General features: G+C 37.1%; 19 protein-coding genes, 3 tRNA genes and 3 pseudogenes. 18 read left to right on the top strand and 7 right to left on the bottom strand.

Annotated features, from left to right (window positions below; translation table 11 throughout):
- Positions 1 to 124: 124 nt before the first annotated feature.
- The 12 genes and pseudogenes from spoVG to I5435_RS23125 all read left to right on the top strand — a co-directional run.
- Positions 125 to 427, top strand: coding sequence for a septation regulator SpoVG (gene spoVG, locus I5435_RS00350; protein WP_024362590.1), 303 nt, complete (start codon positions 125 to 127; stop codon positions 425 to 427).
- A gap of 273 nt (positions 428 to 700) precedes the next feature.
- The gene (gene glmU / locus I5435_RS00355) at positions 701 to 2,071 is read left to right on the top strand and encodes a bifunctional UDP-N-acetylglucosamine diphosphorylase/glucosamine-1-phosphate N-acetyltransferase GlmU (RefSeq protein WP_258843262.1); all 1,371 of its coding nucleotides are present in this window, start codon (positions 701 to 703) and stop codon (positions 2,069 to 2,071) included.
- Between the two features lie 24 nt (positions 2,072 to 2,095).
- Complete coding sequence (locus I5435_RS00360) at positions 2,096 to 3,055, top strand: ribose-phosphate diphosphokinase (RefSeq protein WP_024362592.1); 960 nt, start codon at positions 2,096 to 2,098, stop codon at positions 3,053 to 3,055.
- A 480-nt stretch (positions 3,056 to 3,535) separates the two neighbouring features.
- Positions 3,536 to 4,126, top strand: a complete 591-nt coding sequence (locus tag I5435_RS00365; protein ID WP_229388160.1) for a 50S ribosomal protein L25/general stress protein Ctc — start codon at positions 3,536 to 3,538, stop codon at positions 4,124 to 4,126.
- A gap of 211 nt (positions 4,127 to 4,337) precedes the next feature.
- The gene (gene pth, locus I5435_RS00370) at positions 4,338 to 4,901 is read left to right on the top strand and encodes an aminoacyl-tRNA hydrolase (protein ID WP_024362593.1); all 564 of its coding nucleotides are present in this window, start codon (positions 4,338 to 4,340) and stop codon (positions 4,899 to 4,901) included.
- Between the two features lie 60 nt (positions 4,902 to 4,961).
- The gene (locus tag I5435_RS00375) at positions 4,962 to 5,189 is read left to right on the top strand and encodes an anti-sigma-F factor Fin (RefSeq protein ID WP_024362594.1); all 228 of its coding nucleotides are present in this window, start codon (positions 4,962 to 4,964) and stop codon (positions 5,187 to 5,189) included.
- Between the two features lie 269 nt (positions 5,190 to 5,458).
- Positions 5,459 to 8,971, top strand: a complete 3,513-nt coding sequence (gene mfd, locus I5435_RS00380) for a transcription-repair coupling factor (RefSeq protein ID WP_337983060.1) — start codon at positions 5,459 to 5,461, stop codon at positions 8,969 to 8,971.
- A gap of 187 nt (positions 8,972 to 9,158) precedes the next feature.
- Entirely contained in the window at positions 9,159 to 9,695 is a 537-nt protein-coding gene (gene spoVT, locus I5435_RS00385; protein ID WP_024362596.1) for a stage V sporulation protein T, read from the top strand.
- 160 nt (positions 9,696 to 9,855) lie between these two features.
- Positions 9,856 to 11,475, top strand: coding sequence for a putative polysaccharide biosynthesis protein (locus I5435_RS00390; RefSeq protein ID WP_108031365.1), 1,620 nt, complete (start codon positions 9,856 to 9,858; stop codon positions 11,473 to 11,475).
- 9 nt (positions 11,476 to 11,484) lie between these two features.
- Positions 11,485 to 12,948 (top strand): bifunctional methyltransferase/pyrophosphohydrolase YabN, encoded by a 1,464-nt coding sequence (mazG, locus tag I5435_RS00395; protein WP_024362598.1) that lies wholly within the window; start codon positions 11,485 to 11,487, stop codon positions 12,946 to 12,948.
- Positions 12,949 to 12,952: 4 nt separating this feature from the next.
- Complete coding sequence (locus tag I5435_RS00400) at positions 12,953 to 13,243, top strand: RNA-binding S4 domain-containing protein (RefSeq protein ID WP_024362599.1); 291 nt, start codon at positions 12,953 to 12,955, stop codon at positions 13,241 to 13,243.
- A 639-nt stretch (positions 13,244 to 13,882) separates the two neighbouring features.
- Positions 13,883 to 14,182, top strand: a pseudogene (locus tag I5435_RS23125) (reverse transcriptase domain-containing protein); the annotation flags it as partial.
- Between the two features lie 267 nt (positions 14,183 to 14,449).
- On the opposite strand, the pseudogene I5435_RS00410 reads toward I5435_RS23125, so the two are convergent.
- A pseudogene (locus I5435_RS00410) lies at positions 14,450 to 15,264 on the bottom strand (helix-turn-helix domain-containing protein); the annotation flags it as partial.
- Positions 15,265 to 16,163: 899 nt separating this feature from the next.
- Between I5435_RS00410 and I5435_RS00415 the strand changes: the two are divergent.
- A complete protein-coding gene (locus tag I5435_RS00415; RefSeq protein ID WP_108031362.1) occupies positions 16,164 to 16,541 on the top strand; it encodes a hypothetical protein in 378 nt (125 codons plus the stop codon).
- A 168-nt stretch (positions 16,542 to 16,709) separates the two neighbouring features.
- Positions 16,710 to 16,807, top strand: a pseudogene (locus I5435_RS00420) (transposase); the annotation flags it as partial.
- A gap of 489 nt (positions 16,808 to 17,296) precedes the next feature.
- Here the strand turns inward: I5435_RS00420 and bacL2 are convergent.
- Together bacL2 and I5435_RS00430 are read right to left on the bottom strand one after the other, a co-directional pair.
- Positions 17,297 to 17,986 carry a BacL2 family protein gene (gene bacL2, locus I5435_RS00425; RefSeq protein WP_108031360.1) on the bottom strand — a complete coding sequence of 230 codons (690 nt, stop codon included), beginning with the start codon at positions 17,984 to 17,986 and terminating at the stop codon, positions 17,297 to 17,299.
- Between the two features lie 473 nt (positions 17,987 to 18,459).
- Positions 18,460 to 18,759: a hypothetical protein gene (locus I5435_RS00430; RefSeq protein WP_108031358.1), complete on the bottom strand. Its 300-nt coding sequence runs from the start codon at positions 18,757 to 18,759 to the stop codon at positions 18,460 to 18,462.
- Between the two features lie 1,638 nt (positions 18,760 to 20,397).
- On the opposite strand from I5435_RS00430, the gene yabP reads away from it, so the two are divergent.
- The 4 genes from yabP to I5435_RS00450 all read left to right on the top strand — a co-directional run bounded on the left by yabP (position 20,398) and on the right by I5435_RS00450 (position 22,169).
- Positions 20,398 to 20,697 (top strand): sporulation protein YabP, encoded by a 300-nt coding sequence (gene yabP / locus I5435_RS00435; RefSeq protein WP_004229167.1) that lies wholly within the window; start codon positions 20,398 to 20,400, stop codon positions 20,695 to 20,697.
- On the top strand, positions 20,694 to 21,185 hold the full coding sequence (gene yabQ / locus I5435_RS00440; protein ID WP_024362600.1) for a spore cortex biosynthesis protein YabQ: 492 nt from the start codon (positions 20,694 to 20,696) through the stop codon (positions 21,183 to 21,185). Before yabP ends, yabQ begins: the two co-directional genes overlap by 4 nt.
- 16 nt (positions 21,186 to 21,201) lie before the next feature.
- Positions 21,202 to 21,606: an FtsB family cell division protein gene (locus tag I5435_RS00445; protein WP_337983061.1), complete on the top strand. Its 405-nt coding sequence runs from the start codon at positions 21,202 to 21,204 to the stop codon at positions 21,604 to 21,606.
- 134 nt (positions 21,607 to 21,740) lie between these two features.
- Positions 21,741 to 22,169, top strand: a complete 429-nt coding sequence (locus tag I5435_RS00450) for a S1 domain-containing RNA-binding protein (RefSeq protein WP_024362602.1) — start codon at positions 21,741 to 21,743, stop codon at positions 22,167 to 22,169.
- Positions 22,170 to 22,349: 180 nt separating this feature from the next.
- On the opposite strand, the gene I5435_RS00455 is transcribed toward I5435_RS00450, so the two are convergent.
- The 4 genes from I5435_RS00455 to I5435_RS00470 all read right to left on the bottom strand — a co-directional run bounded on the left by I5435_RS00455 (position 22,350) and on the right by I5435_RS00470 (position 23,152).
- A complete protein-coding gene (locus tag I5435_RS00455) occupies positions 22,350 to 22,598 on the bottom strand; it encodes an SND2/TMEM208 family protein (RefSeq protein WP_024362603.1) in 249 nt (82 codons plus the stop codon).
- Between the two features lie 315 nt (positions 22,599 to 22,913).
- A tRNA-Glu gene (locus I5435_RS00460) sits at positions 22,914 to 22,985 on the bottom strand.
- A 5-nt stretch (positions 22,986 to 22,990) separates the two neighbouring features.
- Positions 22,991 to 23,067: transfer RNA gene (locus tag I5435_RS00465), tRNA-Met, on the bottom strand.
- A gap of 10 nt (positions 23,068 to 23,077) precedes the next feature.
- A tRNA-Gly gene (locus tag I5435_RS00470) sits at positions 23,078 to 23,152 on the bottom strand.
- Positions 23,153 to 23,465 lie beyond the last annotated feature (313 nt).

A 23,465-nucleotide genomic window follows, 5' to 3' on the forward strand; every position in this document is an offset into this window, starting at 1 on the left:
AGTGAATTAAAAATGAAGTATTCAAATTTTTTAGAAAATTTGTTAGACTATGAAAAGGAAAATATTCGGTAATAGGAATATAAATATTTTCATTTAGGCATCTAAGATGAGAGGTGGTGAGAAAATGGAAGTTACTGATGTGAGATTACGTCATGTTCAAACGGATGGTCGCATGCGTGCGATTGCTTCCATTACACTCGACAATGAGTTTGTGGTACATGATATCCGTGTAATTGATGGCAATACAGGCTTATTCGTTGCTATGCCAAGTAAACGTACACCGGATGGAGAATTTAGAGATATTGCGCATCCGATTAATTCAACGACACGTAACAAAATTCAAGAGATTATTTTAAACGCTTATCATAACTCGAGCGACACGCCTGAGTCAGAACAAGCAGCCGAATTAGAAGGAATTGGCGTATAGGTTTTATGAAAATAAATGGTCGTTCAAAGGTTATTTACAAAATAAGGACTTTTTGGCGATGGAAAATAGAAAGAACTCCTCAATGAATGAAGGGTTCTTTTTATTTTTCAAAAAAGAGAAAACGGGCAGATTTTAGTGCATAGCTGATAACAATCGAGCATAAGCCGTGTTTGATTTAGGAATTCACTTTTTAGTCAATTCTACATGCCTTGAAAATAGATGAATTTTGCTATATAGTCATAAGAGAAAATGAGCGTATTGGAGGACTTACTGATGAGCAATATTTTTGCTGTCATTTTGGCTGCAGGTCAAGGTACACGTATGAAGTCCAAATTATATAAAGTGCTCCATCCAGTATGTGGGAAGCCCATGGTACAACATGTAGTGGATCACATTCAAACGTTAGATGTCGAGCGCATCGTAACGGTTGTAGGACATGGTGCAGAAAAAGTAAAACAACAACTTGGCGATAAAAGTGAGTATGTTTTACAAGCTGAACAACTAGGTACAGCACATGCAGTACAACAAGCAGAGTCAATTTTAGGTAGCGAGCAAGGAACAACATTAGTTGTTTGCGGTGATACGCCACTTATTCGTCCTGAAACGATGAAAGCGTTATTTGAGCATCATCTAGCAAATAATGCAAAAGCGACAATTTTAACAGCTGTTGCTGAAAATCCAACTGGCTATGGTCGTATTTTACGTGGCGAAAATGGACAGGTGGAACAAATTGTCGAACAAAAAGATGCAAGTGTAGAGCAGCAACGAGTAAAAGAAATTAATACGGGGACATACTGCTTCGATAACAAGGCGTTGTTTGAGACGTTAAAGCTTGTGAAAAATGACAATGCACAGGGCGAATATTATTTACCTGATGTAATTGAAATTTTACAAAAGCAAGGCGATATCGTTGAAGCATATGTAACCGATGATTTTGAAGAAACACTCGGTGTCAATGACCGTGTGGCATTGTCACAGGCGGAGACATTAATGCGTGCACGTATTAATGAACGTCATATGCGTAATGGTGTAACAATCATTAACCCAACTGCTACTTACATTAGTTCAGAAGCAGTCATTGGACGTGATACTGTTCTACAACCTGGCTCTATGATTGAAGGAGCAACGGTAATAGGAGAAGATTGTATTATTGGCCCAAATTCACAAATTATTGATAGTCGTATTGGTGACCGTACTTCAGTACATTCCTCTGTTGTAAGAGAAAGCACTGTAGCGGAAGATACAGCGATTGGACCATTTGCACATATTCGTCCACTATCTGATATCGGTAGCCATGTTAAAATCGGTAACTTTGTAGAAGTGAAGAAAAGTACACTAGGTCATGACACAAAAGTATCCCATTTAAGCTATATTGGAGATGCTGAAATAGGAAATAACGTCAATGTTGGCTGTGGTTCTATTACAGTGAACTATGATGGGAAAAACAAATTCCAAACAATTATTGAAGATGATGTATTTGTAGGATGTAATACTAACTTAGTAGCGCCAGTGAAAGTTGGAAAAGGTTCATTTATTGCAGCAGGATCTACAATTACAAAAGAAGTTCCTGAAGATGCGCTAGCAATTGCTCGTGCAAGACAAGAAAACAAACCGAATTATGTAAGCAAATTAAATTCAAAATAATTATCAACTAAACAGGAGGCCATCATGCCGTATCAATATGCAAACTCACAATTAAAAATATTTTCACTCAATTCTAATAATCCACTTGCCCAAGAAATTGCGCAAGAAATGGGAGTTGAATTAGGGAAATCTTCTGTTAAGCACTTTAGCGATGGAGAGATTCAAATTAGCATTGAAGAAAGTATTCGTGGTTGTGACGTGTTTATCGTGCAGTCAACTTCTGCACCTGTAAACGAACATTTAATGGAGCTTTTAATTATGGTAGATGCTGTAAAACGCGCATCTGCACGTACAGTTAACGTTGTAATGCCTTACTATGGTTATGCTCGTCAAGACCGTAAAGCAAAAGCGCGTGAGCCAATTACAGCTAAATTAGTGGCAAACTTACTTGAAACGGCTGGTGCAACACGTGTTATCGTTTTAGATTTACATGCACCACAAATCCAAGGTTTCTTCGATATTTTAATCGATCACTTAATGGCGGTACCTTTACTATCTGATTATTTCAAATCAAAAGGTATTCCTGCTGAGGAAATCGTAATTGTTTCACCTGACCATGGTGGAGTAACGCGTGCACGTAAAATGGCAGAACGTTTAAAAGCACCAATTGCAATTATTGACAAACGCCGTCCAAAACCAAATGTTGCAGAAGTGATGAACATCGTTGGTAATGTTGATGGTAAAGTGGCAATCTTGATTGATGATATTATCGATACTGCAGGTACAATTACGATTGGCGCTGATGCATTACGTGCTGCGGGTGCAAAAGAAGTGTATGCATGTTGCTCACATCCAGTACTGTCTGGTCCAGCTATCGAGCGTATTGAAAACTCTGCGATTAAAGAATTAGTAGTAACAAATACAATTCAACTTTCTGAAGAGAAAAAATCACCAAAAATTACAGAGCTTTCAGTAGCTAAATTAATGGCAGATGCAATTTCTCGCGTTTACGAAAACAAATCAGTAAGTACTTTATTCGATTAATTAAGTTCAGTTCATAATGTTTTTCTGGACAGATGCATTTTTATAAAGCTAAGGTGGCGCACTCCATCGAAGGAAAGTGACCGCCTTAGCTTAGCAAAAATATATATATTATATTTATTTTAAAGCTTTTAAAATGGTTATCTGCAAAGCTAGAAATACAAATTATGGGATTTATTTTAGTTTTACGTAAAAGAATTAGCATAATATGTGACAAAAAAAGGACAAATCTACATTTATGAGTAGATTTGTCCTTTTTGCGTAGCGGTTATGTGTGAAGATTTTCATTAAGGGGTATAATAGTAATTGTTACTGCTTAATATCTGCATTCATATGTAAAATGAATGTAAATATTATAAAAAATTTCAGCGTTGTTAAAAACTCTTAACAGAACGAATAAATATTTATATTAAAATTCTGTAAATAGGTTGCGACTACGGTGAAATAAATCATTAATTTTTCTTGGAAGGGGAAGGTATAGATATGAGTACCGTGTTAAGTGTAAATAAGCGCGAAACTGGGCATCGTTCGACATTAACCCAACTTAGAAAAGGGGGAGCCATTCCTGCTGTTATTTATGGCTACAAACTAGATTCAACCCCAATTTCTATTTCAGCGAAAGAATTTAGGCAATTCGTTCAAAAAAATGGGCGTAATGGTGTTATTCCGGTGGAGTTAGATGGTGAACGGGTAAATGTCGTTGTATCAGAAGTACAAAAATGTACACTGAAAGATGAAGTGAATCATGTTGATTTTTTAGCAATTAATATGACTGAAGAATTAGAAGTAGATGTTGCAGTAACACTTATTGGAGAATCCGTTGGTGTAAGTGAAGGTGGCATTTTAATGCAGCCAAACTTAGAAGTAAGAATTAAAGTAAAACCTGCTGATATTCCGGAAACATTAGAAATTGATATTACGAAACTAGCAATTGGAGAATCTATCATGGTAGCAGATATTCGCAATCAAGTAGATTTTGAAATTGTGAACGAAGATGACCATATCTTAGCAACAATTATGGCGCCAACCGTATCGGCAGAAGATGAAGAAGTCGAAGAAAGTGTTGAGGCATAAGGTTAAATAGACGTTAGTAGGGAAGGCTATCGAGGAAGTCGTAAAAGACGGACTTGATAGTCTTTTTTTTATTGAAAAAGCGATAATGATATTAATGGTGAATGGATTTTTAGCATATTGATAATTGTTCAGAAGTGGTATGAACGAAATGCTTTCTTAGAGCGCAGTATGGTAAAATAATGACTATTAGATTGAAAGAAGTGAGGTACTTATGAAAATTATCGTTGGTTTAGGAAATCCAGGTAAACCTTATGAGCATACAAGACATAATATTGGCTTTGATGTCATAGATGCATTAGCGAAAAAGTGGGATGCACCATTAACGAATTCGAAATTTAATGGCATGTATGCTACTGTACATCGTCCTGAAGGAAAGGTTCTACTTGTTAAGCCTTTAACATATATGAATTTATCAGGGGAATGTGTTAGACCTCTCATGGACTATTTTGATATAGATGTGAAGGATCTAATCGTTATTTATGATGATTTAGATTTAGAAACAGGCAAATTGCGTTTGCGTCAAAAAGGCAGTGCGGGCGGGCATAATGGTATTAAATCGCTAATTCAGCATTTAGGAACACAGGAATTTAACCGAATTCGTATTGGTGTGAGTCGCCCACCAGCAGGCATGAAGGTAGCGGATTATGTGCTATCTAAGTTTTCTAAAGAAGAGAATATTATTATGGCTGATGCTATTGATAATAGTGTTCATGCAATAGAAGCGTCTCTTTCAAAACCATTTCTTGATGTGATGAACCAATTTAACGGTGCATAATCTTTTTCCTAAATGTCTATACTTTAAGTAGTAAGTTGCTTAAAGGAGGATGATTTGGAGATGGCAATTCGCTACCGGTGTAGGCATTGTGAAGTAGAAATAGGAACACTACCATTTGATGCAGATGATACAATTCGAAAGTTGCATATTTTTGAGTTAGGTGAGGCAGACGATTATGTTGAAAAGAATCAACATGGTGAAACAACCGTCCACTGCATTTGTGAGCAATGTGAGGATTCGCTTAGACAATATCCAGATTATCACGCACTCAATAAATGGATTCAATAATTGGAAGGATGCTTTGGCGCACAATGTGTGCGTCCAAAGCTTTTTCCGTTTTTATTTTTTGAAGCACATGGTTACACAGCTTTTAATAATATGAAAAAAATCGATACAGATAGAGAATCATCTTTTTAAACTAAAAGTGAACTAACTAGGACAATTACACAAAGGTGAACATTATAATTAGACAATGGGAATGTGTAATAGTGTACTAGATTAATAGTATAAAACACATTGAATAATTAGAATTTTCGCACTGAAAGGAGCTTTTGACTGTGGAAGTTTTACGACAGCTTGTGTCGCAGGACAAACATATCACATCATTTTTACAGGAGATTCAGAGCGGCAATACAGCATCACAGCTTATTACAGGTTTAACAGGAAGCGCACGACCAGTTATGGTTGATGCGTTATTTGAACATGTGCAAAAACCCATCTATATTGTGTCACCCAATTTATTGCAGGCGCAAAAGATGGCGGATGAGCTTGTTGGGTTATTAGGAGAGGAACATGTTCACTATTACCCAGCCGATGAATTTATTGCTGCTGACTTAGCAGTTGCCTCGCCAGAGCTTCGAGCAGAGCGTATTGCGACGCTTGATTGCCTTGTGAGAGGTGAAAAAGCTGTTTATATTATCCCAATTGCTGGTTTAAGAAAAATGATGCCGCCAAAAGAGCAGTGGATTCATTATTTTTTACAGACAGCAGTCGGAGACGAAGTACAAATTGAGGAATGGTTACAGACGCTCGTAGCTATGGGCTATGTTCGTAATTCAATGGTAACGACACCTGGGGAGTTTGCGTTGCGTGGAGGGATTTTGGATATTTATCCGCCCTATTTAGAGGCGCCGATTCGAATTGAGCTATTTGATACAGAAGTGGACTCCATTCGTACATTTTCTGCGGATGACCAGCGTTCGATTGATAAATTGCGAGAAGTGCGTATTTTACCAGCATCAGAAGTAATTTTGACAATGGAAGAGCGAATTGCTTTAGCAGGTCGATTAGAAAGTGCGCTAGCGACAAGCTTGAAAAAAGTTAAGAAGCAGGAGACAAAAGAGCTGCTGTATCAACATATTCAGTATGATATTGAATTGTTGCAACAAGGGAACTTACCTGACTTTGTAAATAAATATGGCTCGTTGCTATATGATAAAACAGCTTATTTAGGCGACTATTTTGCACAAAATGGCATTGTATTATTTGATGAGCTAGGTCGTATTCAGGAGGTAATGGATGCCTGGGAACGTGAAGAGGAAGAATGGTTTTTATCGTTAATTGAAGAAGGGAAAATGGTACATGATGTGAAACCAGCCTTTTCTTTAAAGGAAATACTGGCGATGCTGTCGCAGCAGAAGCTTTATTTCTCGCTATTTTCTCGTACATTTGCGGGTATTACCTTTTCTAAAACGACTAATTTTTCATGTAAACCGATGCAACAGTTCCACGGACAAATGGCATTATTACAAAGTGAAGTTGAACGATGGCAGCTTGGGAAATTTACCGTTCTAATCGTTGCTAGAGATAAAAACCGTGTGAAACGTGTACAGGAAATGCTTGAGGAATATGATATTCATGCAACAATTGGAGAGCCTAATGAACCAGGTCTGTACATTGTAGAAGGCGGATTATCGAGTGGTTTTGAACTACCATTACAACGTTTGGCAATTGTGACAGAGGATGAATTATTTAAACAACAAGCAAAGAAAAAATCACGCCCTCAAAAGATGACAAATGCAGAGCGTATTAAAAGCTATACAGAAATTAAAGCTGGCGACTTTGTCGTGCATGTGCATCATGGGATTGGGAAATACATTGGTGTAGAAACGCTAGTAGTTAATGGCACACATAAGGATTACTTGCATATACGCTATCGTGCAGACGATAAATTATATGTACCTGTGGAGCAAATCGATTTAATTCAAAAATATGTGGCATCTGAAGACCGCGAACCGAAGCTACATAAATTAGGTGGAGCAGAGTGGAAAAAAGCGAAAGCAAAGGTTTCCTCTGCCGTACAAGATATTGCAGATGATTTAATAAAGCTATACGCCAAGCGAGAAGCAGAAAAAGGGCATGCTTTCGCACCGGATAATGACGATCAACGTAATTTTGAGGCATCGTTCCCTTATGAAGAAACTGAGGATCAGCTTCGTTCCATAGTGGAAGTGAAACGTGATATGGAACGTGAACGACCGATGGACCGCCTTGTATGTGGTGACGTAGGTTATGGTAAAACCGAAGTAGCCATTCGTGCAGCTTTTAAAGCCATTCAGGACGGTAAACAAGTTGCCTTTTTAGTGCCTACGACGATTTTAGCGCAACAACACTACGAGACAATCCGTGATAGATTTCAGGATTTTGCTATCAATGTCGGCTTATTATCTCGTTTCCGTACGAAAAAAGAGCAAGTAGCGACTTTAAAAGGATTAAAAGAAGGGCAAGTAGATATTGTAATAGGGACTCATAGAATCTTATCTAAAGATTTAACGTTCCAAGATCTTGGCCTATTAATTGTAGATGAAGAACAGCGTTTTGGTGTTACCCATAAGGAAAAAATAAAACAATTAAAAACGAATGTGGACGTTTTAACATTAACCGCAACGCCTATTCCGAGAACGTTGCATATGTCTATGGTAGGTGTTCGTGATTTATCGGTTATTGAGACACCTCCTGCCAATCGATTCCCAGTACAAACCTATGTTATGGAGCATAGTGGGGCACTTGTGCGCGAAGCTATTGAGCGAGAAATGGCGCGTGGTGGTCAAGTATTTTACTTATACAATCGAGTAGAGGATATGGCACGTAAAGTTGAGGAGATTCAAATGCTTGTCCCGGAAGCGCGTATCGGCTATGCTCATGGCAAAATGACGGAATCGCAATTGGAATCTGTGATTTTAGCCTTTATTGAAGGGGATTATGATGTTTTAGTAACGACTACAATTATCGAAACAGGTGTTGATATTCCGAATGTAAACACACTGATTGTCCATGATGCAGATCGCATGGGCTTAGCACAGCTTTACCAATTACGTGGCCGTGTAGGTCGCTCAAATCGAGTGGCATACGCTTACTTTATGTATCAACGTGACAAAGTACTTACGGATGTAGCTGAGCAACGATTACAAGCGATAAAAGAGTTCACAGAGCTCGGATCTGGATTTAAAATTGCTATGCGAGATTTATCCATTCGAGGGGCTGGCAATTTATTAGGTGCGCAACAACATGGCTTTATTGATTCAGTTGGTTTTGACTTGTACTCCCAAATGCTAGAAGAGGCCATTGCAGAGCGACAAACTGGCGTGAAAAAAGAAGAGAAACCAGAGATAGAAATTTTACTCAACGTGGATGCTTATATTCCTGATGCGTATATACCAGACGGCTATCAAAAAATTCAGATGTATAAGCGCATTAAAGCGATGGACCAAGTGGATGAATACGAAGAAATTATGGAAGAATTACAAGACCGTTTTGGTGATTTACCAATTGAAACAGAACGATTGCTGCGTATTGCACGCATGAAGATTTGGGGATTAGAAATGGGCGTTTCTTCTATTAAGGAAAAGCAAAAGGTCATCTCCATTTTGCTATCTGAGGAAGGTTCAGCCAAGGTGGATGGAAGTAAAATTGTAAGCGAGACGATGAAGTTTGAGCGAGCTGTTGGCTTCGGTATGGATAGTATGCAATTGATATTGACAATTGATGAGCGTAAATGCATAAAATACCATCATTTTGATATATTAGAAGAAATAATGCAGATTATTGCAAATTCCAAAAAAAATATGTGAAAAAAGGCTGAACTTGTTGACAAATTGGCAAGTTCATCCTTATTGTATGAAAAGACAAATTTTTATTAAAAAAATTAATGTTGGATTCATAATCCTTTTCGTTCATTTTTTGCATAGATTGTCTCAAGAAAAACCATACTATTGTTGAAGAAAAATTTTAATGAATACGAAAGCGAGGCAGTTTAGCATGAAAGCAACAGGAATTGTTCGTCGTATAGATGATTTAGGACGTGTGGTAATACCAAAGGAAATTCGTAGAACGCTACGTATTCGTGAAGGTGACCCGTTAGAAATTTATACGGACCGTGAAGGTGAAATCATTTTGAAAAAATATTCTCCAATTAATGATTTAGGAGAATTCGCCCGTGAATATGTGGAAACATTATATGAAACACTAGGCACGCCGGCATTTGTAACAGACCGAGACGAAGTAATCGCTGTTGCAGGGATTGGTAAGAAGGAATACATTAATCGTCGTATTACATCCTTTGCGGAAGGTTTTATGGACGAGCGTTCAACAAAAATTGAGAAGATGGAAACAACAATTGAAATTGTTCCTGGACAATATGAGCAAGTTAAATCCTATTGTGCAACACCAATCATGGTGAACGGGGATCCTATTGGTTGTATTATTGTTTTATCTAAAGTACATTTTGTTGGCGAAGTAGAAGTAAAAGTTGTGGAAACAGCTGCTAACTTCTTATCAAAACAAATGAATAATTAATGAACATCGAAAGTTATTGTCATAACTCTTTTTAGGGTGAACAATAACTTTTTTTGTATACATAAAGCATTGCTGATACCAAAGATTGTTCAGGTGAGCGTCAAACTTTTGAGGTATGCTATACTATTGGCATTGTTAAACGAAGGAAAGAGGACAATGTATGTCGGAACGATTTGGTATGAAAAGTTACATGAAGGGTGCAGCATTATTAACCATTGCGGCACTCATTGTGAAGATTTTAAGCGCAATTTATCGTGTGCCTTTTCAAAACCTTGTAGGTGACGAAGGATTTTATATTTACCAACAAGTGTATCCTGTAATATCCATATTTGTAGTATGGACATCGAGTGGTTTTGCTGTAGCAATTTCCAAAATGCTGGCCGATAATGATTGTGTGGTCGATGTGGAAGAACGTACACAGAGAAGACGAAGCATTATGCGGATTATATTTCGTTATTTAACGATACTCTCCTGGGTATTTTTTATTGCATTATTTGCTGGTGCGGACGTCATTGCGAAAATGATGGGAGATGCAAATCTTGCTCCTTTATTACGGACGGGGTCATTTATTGTATTGGTTATGCCGGCACTTGCTATTTTTAAGGGAGGCTTTCAATCCAGAGGGATCATGGAGCCAATTGCTTATGCACAAGTTTTGGAACAAACGGTAAGGGTTGCTGTTATTTTGACCGGTACGTTTATCATAATGGCGACGTCAAAATCTCTCTACGGTGCTGGTCAGATGGCGATTATCGGGACCGTTATTGGAGAAGGCGTAGGCTTATTACTAATTGCGTATCTCTTTAGAAAACGCTTTGGTTCATTTATAGGAAAACAGAAACAACGCTTAGCCAGTTTTCCAGTGTTAAAAGAAGTGACACTACTAAGTTTAAGTGTAAGTATGAGTAGTTTATTACTGCTTGGTTATCAACTAGTCGATTCTTTTACTATCTATTCGCTATTAATAGATAGCGGGATGGACCACACGATAGCGAAGGAAACGAAAGGGATTTACGATCGTGGACAACCATTAGTGCAACTTGGTGTTGTCATCGCTGCCTCATTATCTCTAGCAATCGTTCCGCTCGTTGCCCATATGTCAAATAAGCAAAATGGACGTAGTGCGTTGCCATTTATACAATTGACATATAGAGCTTCTATATTATTTGGCTGGGCTGCTTCACTAGGGTTAATATTAGTGATGCCTTATATAAATACAATGCTGTTTAAAACAGATGCATTATCGGAAGTACTGATGCTATATGTACTCCAAATTGTACCGTTGTCTATTATTTTGACATTTACAGCGATTTTGCAAGGTTTTGGGAAATTAAAAAAGCCAGCCCTGTTTTTAATGACAGGTTTTTCGTTGAAAGTGCTGCTAAATGTGTTCACAATTAGGACATTAGGTGTTTTAGGTGCTGCTATTGCAAATAATGTGGGTCTGTTGTTCACAGCGTTAGCGCTTGTTTTTTACTTAAAAAAATTAACGGGTATGCAATTAGCACCTGCTAGTTTTTACAAAAAGATTAGCATTGCATCATTATGTATGGCAATAGCAGTCATACTTTGGCTTCAAATTACCCCATCTTTATTAGATGGTTTATTATCTCAACGTTTAGTGGCAGTGGTTGCTGGTTTTAGTGCGGTTTGTATTGGTGCATTTGTTATGATTACGTGCATTGCCAAGCTACGAGTACTGGCTGAAAAAGAATGGTATCTACTGCCTTTCGGTCGAAGAATGGCAGTGTATCAACTATGGTTAAATCGAAAGAAGTAGGTGGAATGAATGAATAATACATTAACAATAATTGGTCTTGGCGCTGGTGATTTCAATCAGTTGCAAATGGGCGTATATAAAAAATTAATGGCAGCCGAAAAGTTATTTGTTCGGACGGTGGATCATCCAGTATTAGATGAGTTAGCTAACGAAGGCTTACAATTTGAAAGCTTTGATGCAATATATGAAAAGCATCATACGTTCCAGCCAGTGTATGAAGAAATTGCACAACGATTAATTGAAGCGACTAAAATTGGAGATGTGATGTATGCTGTGCCAGGCCATCCGCTAGTGGCAGAGCAAACAGTGCAATTGCTAATTCAAGCTGCGGATGAAGGTAAAGTGAAGGTAGTGATTGAAGGCGGACAAAGCTTCTTAGATCCTATTTTTGGTGCGTTAAAAATCGATCCGATTGAGGGCTTTCAATTACTTGATGGCACTAGCTTTTCCATGCATGACATTAATATGCGTCAGCACATTTTAATTGCGCAAGTATATGATACATTTAGTGCATCTGAAGTAAAGCTGACTTTAATGGAAAAATATGATGATGAATATCCGGTAACCGTTGTTACGGCAGCGGGTTCCTCACAAGAGAAGCTTGTAACAGTGCCACTGTATGAGCTAGATCAAAGCGTTGAAGTAAATAATTTAACAACGGTTTATGTACCTCCAGTCACATCACAGGAAGAGGCTTTACGTGATTGGACAACATTCCGCCAAATAATTGCTACTTTACGTGGACCAAATGGCTGCCCATGGGATCGAAAACAAACACATGAATCACTTAAAAAATATTTACTGGAAGAAGCACATGAATATTTGGCCGCTGTAGATGCAGAAGATGATTTTGCGATGATTGAAGAACTTGGAGATGTGTTACTACAAGTATTTTTACATGCACAAATTGGAGAAGATCAAGGCTACTTCACACTTGAGGACGTGTTGGCTTCCGTTAGTGAAAAAATGATTCGTCGACATCCTCATGTATTTGGAGATGTATCAGTGGAGGATGCAGATGGTGTTGTCGCTAATTGGGAAGCGATTAAGGCAGAAGAAAAGGGTATTAGTGACAAACCACTGCTAGAAGAAGAATACCGCCCGTCATCCGCGTTGCAAACGGCATACAATTATCAAAAAAAGGCTGCAAAAGTTGGCTTTGATTGGCCAGATGTAGAAGGTGCTTGGGATAAGTTTGCGGAAGAGTGGCAGGAATTTCGTCAGGAAGTGGCGAAAGGGTCTAATGGAACACGACTCGATGAATTTGGCGATGTTTTGTTTACACTTGTAAACTTAGCGCGCTTTTATAAGCTATCACCTGAAGAAGCAATGTTGCATGCAAATGAGAAATTTGCACGACGTTTTGGTTATGTTGAAGCGAAGGTAAAGGCGAGCGGTCAGCCATTTTCAAATTATACACTAGAACAATTAGATGCTTTTTGGGATGAAGCCAAGCAGCTTGAGAAGGAGTAAAAACATGCGATTAGATAAATTTTTAAAAGTTTCACGATTAATCAAACGACGTACGTTAGCAAAAGAAGTCGCTGACCAAGGTCGTATTACTATTAATGGTAAAGTAGCGAAGGCTAGTAGCAGTGTGAAGGCTGGCGATGAATTAGCGATTCGCTTCGGTCAAAAAATTGTTACAGCACGTGTGGAAGAATTACGTGATACAGTGAAAAAAGAAGATGCAGCAAAGATGTTTACAATTTTAAAAGAAGAGCGTCTTGAAAAGGTTGAGCCTGAATTTATTGATGATGAGGACTAATAAAAATTACTTTAGTAGAAACCTGGGGAAATGCTGATAAAATAAATAGTAGTATTACTTATGTAATGTTTTTAGTAGCTATGACTTATGTTTATAAAATCAATGAAAATGATAGTGATAATAATGATGAATCGGTCAATCTTACTTCAAGTATAAAAAAAGTTGAAATTTTTTATACCATATCAGTTCTAATGGAGCGAAAGGAACGAAACGTTGATTTAACAACATTGAAATGTCCCCCAAAAATTAGACACTGTTATTCATTAGGCAAATTGAGTAAAACGAGTTCGGTATGGCGCCGGACTCGTTTTTAATATGCACCCGGCATGCGTATGAACTATAGGGTGTAAGTCCCGAACCCCGAAGTAGAGGTTAGCCAAGAGCAAGGGTGTCCGTTGCGACGCGGAATCTGGCGGCAAAATACTGGTCCGAGGAACACGAATCTCATATAAGGCTAGGTATGATTGGATGAGTTTGCATTACAAAACAAAGTCCTTTCTGGCGAAGGTCATATCGAGTAAATGAAGCGGATAGAAGGTGTGAAAGTGCATACGCTTACCCGGGGAGGTCTGATGGAAACGTGAAGTACCCTTCATAACCTACTTGGTGACAAGTAGGTGAACTGTTAGAAGTCAGCAAATAGGAATGCCAACCGTGACAGACCGTTTGATTCAACAAGCCATCTCGCAGACTTTATCAAAGGAGTATGACATAACATTTTAGGGCCACAGTTATGGATTCCGACCAAATCGGAGCGCCCATGATGCAGTTCGAAAAGCAAAGAGTTATTTAAAAGAAGGTTTTCGTTGGGTCATTGATATGGATTTAGAGAAATTCTTCGATAAGGTCAATCATGACCGCGTAATGGCAACATTAGCGAAACGAATCTCAGATAAATCCTTATTAAAACTAATTCGTAAATATCTCCAAGCTGGAATCGAAAAATTAAACCAATAACTAACGGGCTGGTGTGGATATTACGCTTTAGGATATTTAAAAATGTTGGATAGTTTGATTAAGCGAAAATTACGAATGTGATTATGGAAGAAATGGGAGAAACCCCGAAGAAGACCCTCGGCAATTCCTACTGGGAAAACCAAGGGCTGAAAAGTCTGCAAGTTCGTTATGGAGCTTTGCCTTATTCATCTTAATTGAACCGCCGTATATGAATCCGTACGTACGGTGGTGTGAGAGGACGGGAGTTAATATACTTTGAACAACCCTTCTTGATTCTAAAGCTAGACGATAATTATTCATTTGATAATGCCAGCCTGAATACATGGGTAACTGGTGGTGCTCAGGTAGACGTTCGAGTGCTTTGTGCAACATGTCTGAAATGTCTGTTACCCATTTTTCATTTGGCGCATCTGCTTTAAAATTGAGGTCTAAAATATTTGGCGCAATTTTGTCAACGTTTCCTTTATAGGATTTATATTTTTTCATACGTACGACACACTTTTTTATTATTCACTTTTTGAACACGATTTACTAGCTCATCACTAATACGGCGATAAACATACTGCCCTTCATGTTCTTCATAAAACCCCTTTATTTTTGCTTTTAAATCGGCATCTGGATCTGGTCGATTCATACGTTTTACTAAATCATAGTACGTACTTTGTGAAATGCAAGCGAGTTTTACAAGTGCTTTCTACGAATATTTCTGCCTTAACTCAAAGACTACTTGTGCTTTGTCCAGTTTGGCGATTTTTCCTTGTTTTAAACTAAGGCGTTAAATTTTTTAAATACTCGATTTCTAGTTGTTTCATACGTGCTTCAATTGCTTCGGTAGAGCCTTTAACTAGTGTTTGTTTCAATTGTTTATTGTATTCTTTTTTCATGGATGGACGCCCCTTTTTCTTTGATTGAAGGGCATTTAATCCTTGAGTTTCATATTGCTTAACCCATTTAAAAATTGCTTTTTTTAGTCCCAAAAGATTAGCTATTTTATTAGCACTTTCATTTCCATTTAAGTAACGCTCAACTGCTTGTAATTTATCTTCCACAGTATATTTAGCTATAGAAAACTGCACCTCCAATTGTTAGAGTAATAAATCTAACTTTTGGGGTGTTTTGCATGGATAAATATAAATGATATTCCATCTATTCCTCCAAATAGTGGGTACTTTCTAGAGATACAGTTGATCATAGTAACCCATGCCAATTTGCCCGTTATTGCTATCGGCTTTTAGTCAATAACGTCGCACATGCGCCCAACAATTGGTGAACGTGACATCAGGTAGATTCCCTTATGCCGAATAACCATCACAAATCACGGTTCCTTTAAAGCTCTCTTAAATTCTTCTAGTACAGACCGACTTCTCGATAATGCACTTTGAAATAGAACGAGTCCTTGACTTGGCACGCTTCGCCCCCCAATTATAGGCGTTCGATTGACCGGATTATCCGTCTGACCGTTTGAATATTTGCGCATAGGTTTCATCCACTCAACCAATAAAAGTAAATGATAAACAATTAAACGCTGACTTGCAAATAAGGCAAGTAGTGTAAATTCTTCGATACGGCGATATAGACAATTATTTAAGGAACAGCATTATGGCGTATTTTTGAACGACTGATGAAATTTTCTTGCGATACATTTTACATTTCCGCAAATACTGCGGGTTTAATTTGTTGAAAAGTAAAGTAACAGAACTTTTCATGGAAGAGCTACTATTAGGATTTGGAAATTGTGGGTTAAGACAATTATGGCGTCTCTCGGGTCGTCTTTTTTTATTTTAATAATTTTTTCATGTAACGTCACAAAAAGAGATATTCACGTTACATATATAGTGTAAGCAGTAAAGAAAACGCCCATTTCTCTCAGATAACTCCCTTGTAAAATTCACATTTTATGAGTGAGTTTCGACCTAAATATGTCGTTAAACTGTTAAAAACTTTGGAAAGAAGGAATTTTATTATGTCAACATTTTCTCGTAGTAAATCTATCAAAGGTGCAGCAAATGCAGGAGGGCAAGGAGTTTTCACTCTTAACGTAGTAGGCAGCAACAAAAGTGGCTCAAATTACGATGTAGCTTGTACATTGGATACTGAGTTTTTTAGTGGTGTAAATGGAACTTTACGAATTCAATCTATCGTAAATGGCTCGTGGTACACTCATCGTGAATACACTGGTAATATTCCTCTTAGAAATTCAGCAGGCAACTTCAATGGCGATGGTCGTTTGAACTATACATTCACGAAGCTTACTGATGCTAACCGCCCTAAAATGCGTGTTCAGGCAACTGTGGCTGGTATAACTTGGGCTATTGACCCTTGGGACGAAGGTAATATGTAATACTCGAACACGAGTCCATTAATTGGGCTCGTGTTTTTTTGTATTTTTTTGAAAACCCCTTGCTATGCGAGGGGTTCTATAGAGCTTCTAGCTATGGACAAGAAAAAACCCCCAGCCGTACAATGAAATCAGGTCTGATCAACCGACTCCGTACGGAAGGGGATCTAAATGGATAATAAAAGTTTATCACACGACATGGAATTGTAAGTATCACATTGTCTTTGCGCCAAAATATAGAAGACAGATTATTTATGGACAAATGAAGAGATGGTTTGTACAGCGTGCTTATCATCAATTGGAACGTGGTAGCTTACCGGATCAGGACTCCGATGCATGAATGCTATTTAGTTAATTGCAGTCGCATCGTTATAAGTATTATGAAGTGTAATGTATTCTGGTCTCATCCTGTATGGCGATTTAAGCTTATATAATGACTCCGGGATGAAATTATTGATAATGGTATAAGACATATATCTACCCTCCTGAATTGTTGCTTTTATAGAAGCTTAAATATTGGAATTTATAACAATACTTCGCTCTTTTAATCTGTAGTAACTAACTTAATTGGAGTTTTCTTAATAAAGAGAATTAGAGAATTAGAGAATTAGAGAATTAGGGTGTATTTTATCCCTCAAATAAAGAACGTATGTTCTTTTTTGTATAATATAATGCCAGAAAATTAAATCTTTAACTGACTTATGTTTTAATTTAGTATTAAAATACCCCTGTATGGAATTTAATGTGCAATCCCCTAATTATAAAGAAGGTCTTTCTTTCATAAATTTTGCAAACGATTCTTTTGATCGCTGAACCAGTTTTCTAAATTTGGGATTGTTAGAATCTGCTTCCCCAGTTGCAATTGCTAAAGCATTTCCCTCGTAACCTAACGCCATGAATCGAATTACATTAGCATACCTTTTATTTACTGCTTCGAAGTCAGATATAATTGAAGATTCTTCAACCTTGTCAAAATATTCTTCTTCTGTTGAAATTACTTTCCAGTTTAAAAGACTTGCAAGTGTTGTTTCTTCTGACTCAGAACCTCCTACTTTTCTGTCCAATGAATCCAGTCTTGCGGATTCGTATGAAACACCATCTTTATCTTCTTTGTTTCCCTTTGTTTTATATTGATTCCAGGTATGCTTTTCAGCAAAGTCAAATCTACGAATTACAATATTCTTGAAAGTAGAACCACCAACTTGAAATGATTCAACAGCTTCCCAAAGATTTTGCATAAATCGTGATTCGAAGTCTTCTTTTGGAATCTCAAGACCGTAGTTTCTTGGTTTCAAATATGCATTATTTATGCATCTACTAATATAACTCTTCATTTCTTCGAATATGTTTGATAGAATTGATTCCTTTTTGTATATTTCCGTCTCGTTCGCATATGATTCTACCATTTTTTCTAAAGAACACCATAATGACACGTTTGATTTATTCATTTTTTACCTCCTTTTGGTAAATATGTTTATAAAAGGAGATGTGTTTACTTTTTGTTCTTTTGTGACACTTGGTGTGTAAAAAAACTATTTTTTTACACTAGAAATAATATTCAATATGAAAGTAATCCTTTAGGATTAGTTCTATAAAGGAACGTATGTTCCTGTTTTTATTGTATACAATTTTATATTTAATTTCCACAATGTGATATGAGGAAAATGAGTATATTAATTTAAATGATATTTTTCTTAGTAATCATTAGGTTAAACCTCTATACTTCATTAAAAAAACGAAAACGCCTTTCTCGAAGGAAAGGCGTTTTTTAATCTTCCACGCTACAGTAAAGCGAAAAATTTTAAATTGTAGGTATTATTTCTAAGCTCTTTTACAGATTTAATAATATTATCAACACATTTACAGACGTCGTCACTTACTATAATCGCTGCAAAAAATATACTACTAACCATGTTGTCCTCTACTTATTGCAAATTCTTTCTATGTTATCAACACGACCTTCAAGTTTAGCTAGAGTTGAATTTATCGATTGCAAAGCTGATATGGTTTGCTCTTGAGATTCATTACTGCGTTCAAGGTGAGATATTAGTTGTTGTTCACGTATTTTCGATTCTTTTCGATAATCTTCGTAAAGATCAATTATTTTAGTTTCTCTTTTTACATTTTCAATTCGCATTTCCCTTATAACTGCCACTGTTAATAAAATACACAAAATTGCCCAAACCACTTGTGATGTTGCGAGTTCTGTTACAAATTCCATTTTGCACCTCCTATTCTAATCAAAATAATAAGAATATAGATATGAGCGCTAAATATTTCAATGCCTTCAAATCCTAGTTCGCCCTTATTAGATGTGAAAAGGTTTTTGTAATATGTGACTACAAAGAAAAAGGAAATTTCCTTTTTTGAGTCACCTCTTTTGTATTTAGTTGGACTTATATCGAATTCGTTTAGCTAACTTTCCAGAGAAAAAGCTTTTAGAGGAACTAGACAAAAGGCGGTGGTTCGTCTTCCTCATTTAAAAGAACTGCAATTCATTCAAGATAAGCAAAATGTGTTACTAAATGGATCACATGGCACAGGTAGACGCATATAGATTGAATTAGGGTTAAGTTTGTTTAGAAGGCTATGTAGTGTATTTCACAAATGTCGCTTCACTAGTGAACTAATTGAAGAAGAGTCGTTCTGCAAGACTGTTACGCTCATTTGAAATGAATTCGAAAGTATGATTTAGGCTTCACGCACTTGTCATTGCGTACTGGTCGAGCTGTCAAATAATTTATCATTCGATCGGTGGGAAGAAGTGTTTCATCTAACAAATTGACTCGCAGATCGTTCGTACATATCAACATGATAGGTGGCTCATATCGCATTTAAATATCATTTTTCCCTTTTTAACGACCAACTACCTTGCTCGATTCATTTTAGCACACGCATATACCACCTTAACTTGGTGTAAATAAATTCCCAAAACAAAAATATATCCATATATAAGTATATAGATATATAAATAAATCAAAGTGTGGCTAAATCAATTGCCGCACCCTTTTTCAAAAGCACCGGTAAAATACCGAAAATATCTAATTTAGCGCCATATTCGTCAATTAATAATTGCAGATATTCAGTGAACACTTCGCCCCCTTGTTAATTACGCTCTTGTGTTTGCAGTACAACTACTACAAAATAAAAGCATAAAGCGCTGCATCTGTAATGGTGGAAATTGTTTCCGGTACATCTGTAAAGATAAAATCGTAATCTTTTTTGATGGTTAGATTAATGAAGGAAAGTATTGAACACGGGTTGTTTTATCATTTGGGAACTTCTTCTCTAAGAAGCGAGGGTAAAATGCGAAATCACTGAAACTTGGCAGTAGGTATAAATTTCCTTTTACCTCTGTCACGATTTGTGCAAGATTCTCTTCTTGGATAACAGTCATTAATATTTTGTTTAATGAAACGATTTCATCTGAATTCAATGCTTTTGTTTTTAAATAAATAGATGTTGTATTTGCTTGTGGATCCTAATCAAACAAAAGAACCTTATATGCTTTCATTTATAATGCTTGCGCAATCATCGTACTATTCGTCGTTTTGCCTGTCCCATCTTTAAAATTACCAAACGTTACTATAATTGCTTTTTTGTTTTCTGCCATATTGCCGCTAATGTAGGCGGGCAAAACGCTAGCTAAAAAGACGAGAAGGTGCTAGTGATAATATATAGTTGTGCAGGATTGCCAACAATTTGAATGGCAGTTTTGCCAAAGTGTCATAGATAGCAGTGTAGGTAACGTTGTAAATTTTTCTTCTTAAAAGTAAGGCAACTTCCATAAAGTTTGTCATGCTTTGAAGGTTGTCCGCATAAAGTGAACAGAAGCTAGGACGACTAAAGGAGGAAAAAAATGACGCTACATCAAGAAAGTAATCGTTACACAATTCCATCTGGAGAGCATATTTTAACGATTCGTAATCGTAAAAGAATGGACATGACTTCTGTAAAATCAATTGAACGCTTTGATCAGGAAGAGTTTTTTATCAAGACGTCCCAAGGGCATTTATTGATTCGTGGAGAGGAACTGCATATCGTTCACTTAGATGTTGACAAAGGGTTATTGACACTTGAAGGAACTGTAAAAACCTTGCAGTATGACGAGGAGGAAAGTGGCTTCTCGAAAGGTTTCCTTCATAAATTGTTTGGATGATTGTTAGTCAGCAATTCGTTCAGCTATTAGTCATGGTTGTGAGCGGTATAGCAGTGGGATTTATAATTGATAGTGTAAGGCTCATAGTTTTTTCAACTCCAAAAAAGTCAAGCCTCCGAAAGTGGATGATGGTGTTAGAGCTACTGACATGGATTCTGCTTGGAGGGTTAACGTATTATTTATTATTTTGGCTAAAAGATGGCGCGTGGCGGGCTTACGACCCGCTAGCGCAGATTGCTGGTATATTTTTATATCAGACTTTTTTTCAAACCTTTTTACGTTTCATGGCACGCATTGTAGTGAATATAACATGGAGACCTTTTTGGTTTATTGTCCGATTAATAATCGCTATTATTCGACAAATATTACAGATATTCATTAAAATTGCTGCGTTCGTCTTAAGGCCTTTTGTCAAAATTTATTCGTATTTGTCCTACACTTTATTAAAAAAATTTCGATATATCAAGTATAATAAAAGACAACAATAACTTCGGAGGTGCGGGCATGACTAGACGTCATTCATCAAAAGATGAACAGAAAAACTACACCAAGCTTGATAATGACTATGTCCGTAACACGGATAAGGCTATAAATCGTAAAGTGCAATCGCGTAAACGAAAAATGCGTCGTATTGTCTTTTTTGCGATTGCGCCAGTCGTTATCATCGCCTTTCTCTTAAATATACTTGCCCATCAGTCTGAAACGCTAGCTACAAAGGAAAAGGAAAAAGAAGAAGCCAATCAGCATTTGATGAAGGTAAAAGAGGAACAGGATTCACTCAATCTTAAAATTAAACAATTAGAAGATGATGAGTATATTGCAAAGTTATTGCGTAAAGAGTACTTCTTATCTGAGGAAGGCGAAATTATTTTCATTATGCCAGATAAGGAAGATAAAAAAGACGACTGAAAAGCTATGTATTGTTGACACTCTTTTTTAGTTATATATAATGAAAAGAGAAACTTATTGAAGTAAAAAGTTTGATTAAATTGATTACATGGCTCAAAAGAGTCGCTTAATTTTTAAGGAGGAGCATTTTTTTTATGTCAATTGAAGTAGGCAGCAAGGTACAAGGTAAAGTAACAGGAATCACAAATTTTGGAGCATTCGTTGAGCTGCCAGACGGCAAAACAGGCTTAGTACACATCAGTGAAGTTGCTGACAATTATGTAAAAGATATCAATGAGCATCTAAAAGTTGGAGATGAAGTTGAAGTAAAAGTGATGAATGTTGAAGCGGATGGAAAGATCGGTCTTTCAATCCGTAAAGCAAAGCCTCAAGCTGAGAGACCAGAGCGTCCTCAACGTCCGCGTCGTGACAATCGTTCTAACGATCGTAACGAACGCCATCAGCCGAAGGAAAACTTTGAGCAAAAAATGGCACGTTTCTTAAAAGATAGTGATGAGCGTTTAGCAACATTAAAACGTGCTACAGAGTCAAAACGTGGTGGTCGCGGGGCTAGAAGAGGGTAGTTTGCTGACTGTTTTAATCGTAGAAAAAGTGTATTAAATAGAACGGAGATTAGCTTTTGTTTATGACAAAGGCTAATCTTTTTTGGTTTAAAGTCTATAGAATATGTATATTTGGAATGATAAGGGTCAAAAAAAAACGTAATTCCAAAAGATTGAAACTACGCAAATAAAGAAAACACCTTATAATGTTGAGGTTGGTCTTTTCTTCTTCTTAGGAGCAGGTGCAGGTTGCTCCTGTGTTGTTTTAACTGTCTTTTGCGCTGGCTGGGACACCATTTTTACGAGTAAGTACACGCCGTATACGCTTACGACTAGTCCAGTAAGGAGTAAAAATATTTGTATGGCAAACGGTAAGTTAATGAGTATGGATACGAGAATAATCATGGAGCCACTCCCGCAAATTAAAGCTGCTTTCGTTAATAAACTCAAAGAAAGGTAACCTCCTAATAACATGTGCATTTTATCATAAGTATGCCATAGTTTTGGCAAAGAGGCATACGAAAAGTGCTGATGTAAGTTAGTAAGGTATTATAACCAATTAATATGGATGTTGATTTGCACTGAGGATGGACTTGCCATGTGATGCTCAACAAGTACTATCGGTTCTTGTTTACAAAAGGTTTCACTTCAGTATTGTTAAAAACACAAAAAAATAAAAGGCATCAAGGAGTTAAACTTCACTCTTGATGCCTTTTATCGACAATTTAAACGGCTTAGAAAATACTTCTAAGTCGTTTTGCAGTATGACCCCTACGGGATTCGAACCCGTGTTACCGCCGTGAAAGGGCGGTGTCTTAACCGCTTGACCAAGGGGCCAATTATGGTGGCGGCCGAGGGGATCGAACCCCCGACCTTACGGGTATGAACCGTACGCTCTAGCCAGCTGAGCTAGGCCGCCGAAATGTTATTGGAGCGGAAGACGAGGTTCGAACTCGCGACCCCCACCTTGGCAAGGTGGTGTTCTACCACTGAACTACTTCCGCATTTCTTTTTTAAGGACAAGTTAAATAATACAATCCATTAAACCAAGTGTCAATATTCTTTATGAAAAAAGTTTAATAAAAATCTTAAAAAAATGAAAAAGCATCTATTTGCATGAGAACAAACACCATGAGCGCATGAATATTAGCGCAAAAAATGACGTTAGCACCATAAAAACACGTAATAATAGAATATTCCGAAAAATATTTACTGTAATTTTGCTCAGTATCCTATTTTTTTAGTACTTGCTGACAATTAACGTATTTATGCATATGTATTCGTCGAAATGTTTATATTTTTTTTTGCCATCGTCAG

This window comes from Lysinibacillus sp. C5.1 (genome assembly GCF_016350185.1).
Lineage (GTDB): Bacteria > Bacillota > Bacilli > Bacillales_A > Planococcaceae > Lysinibacillus > Lysinibacillus sphaericus.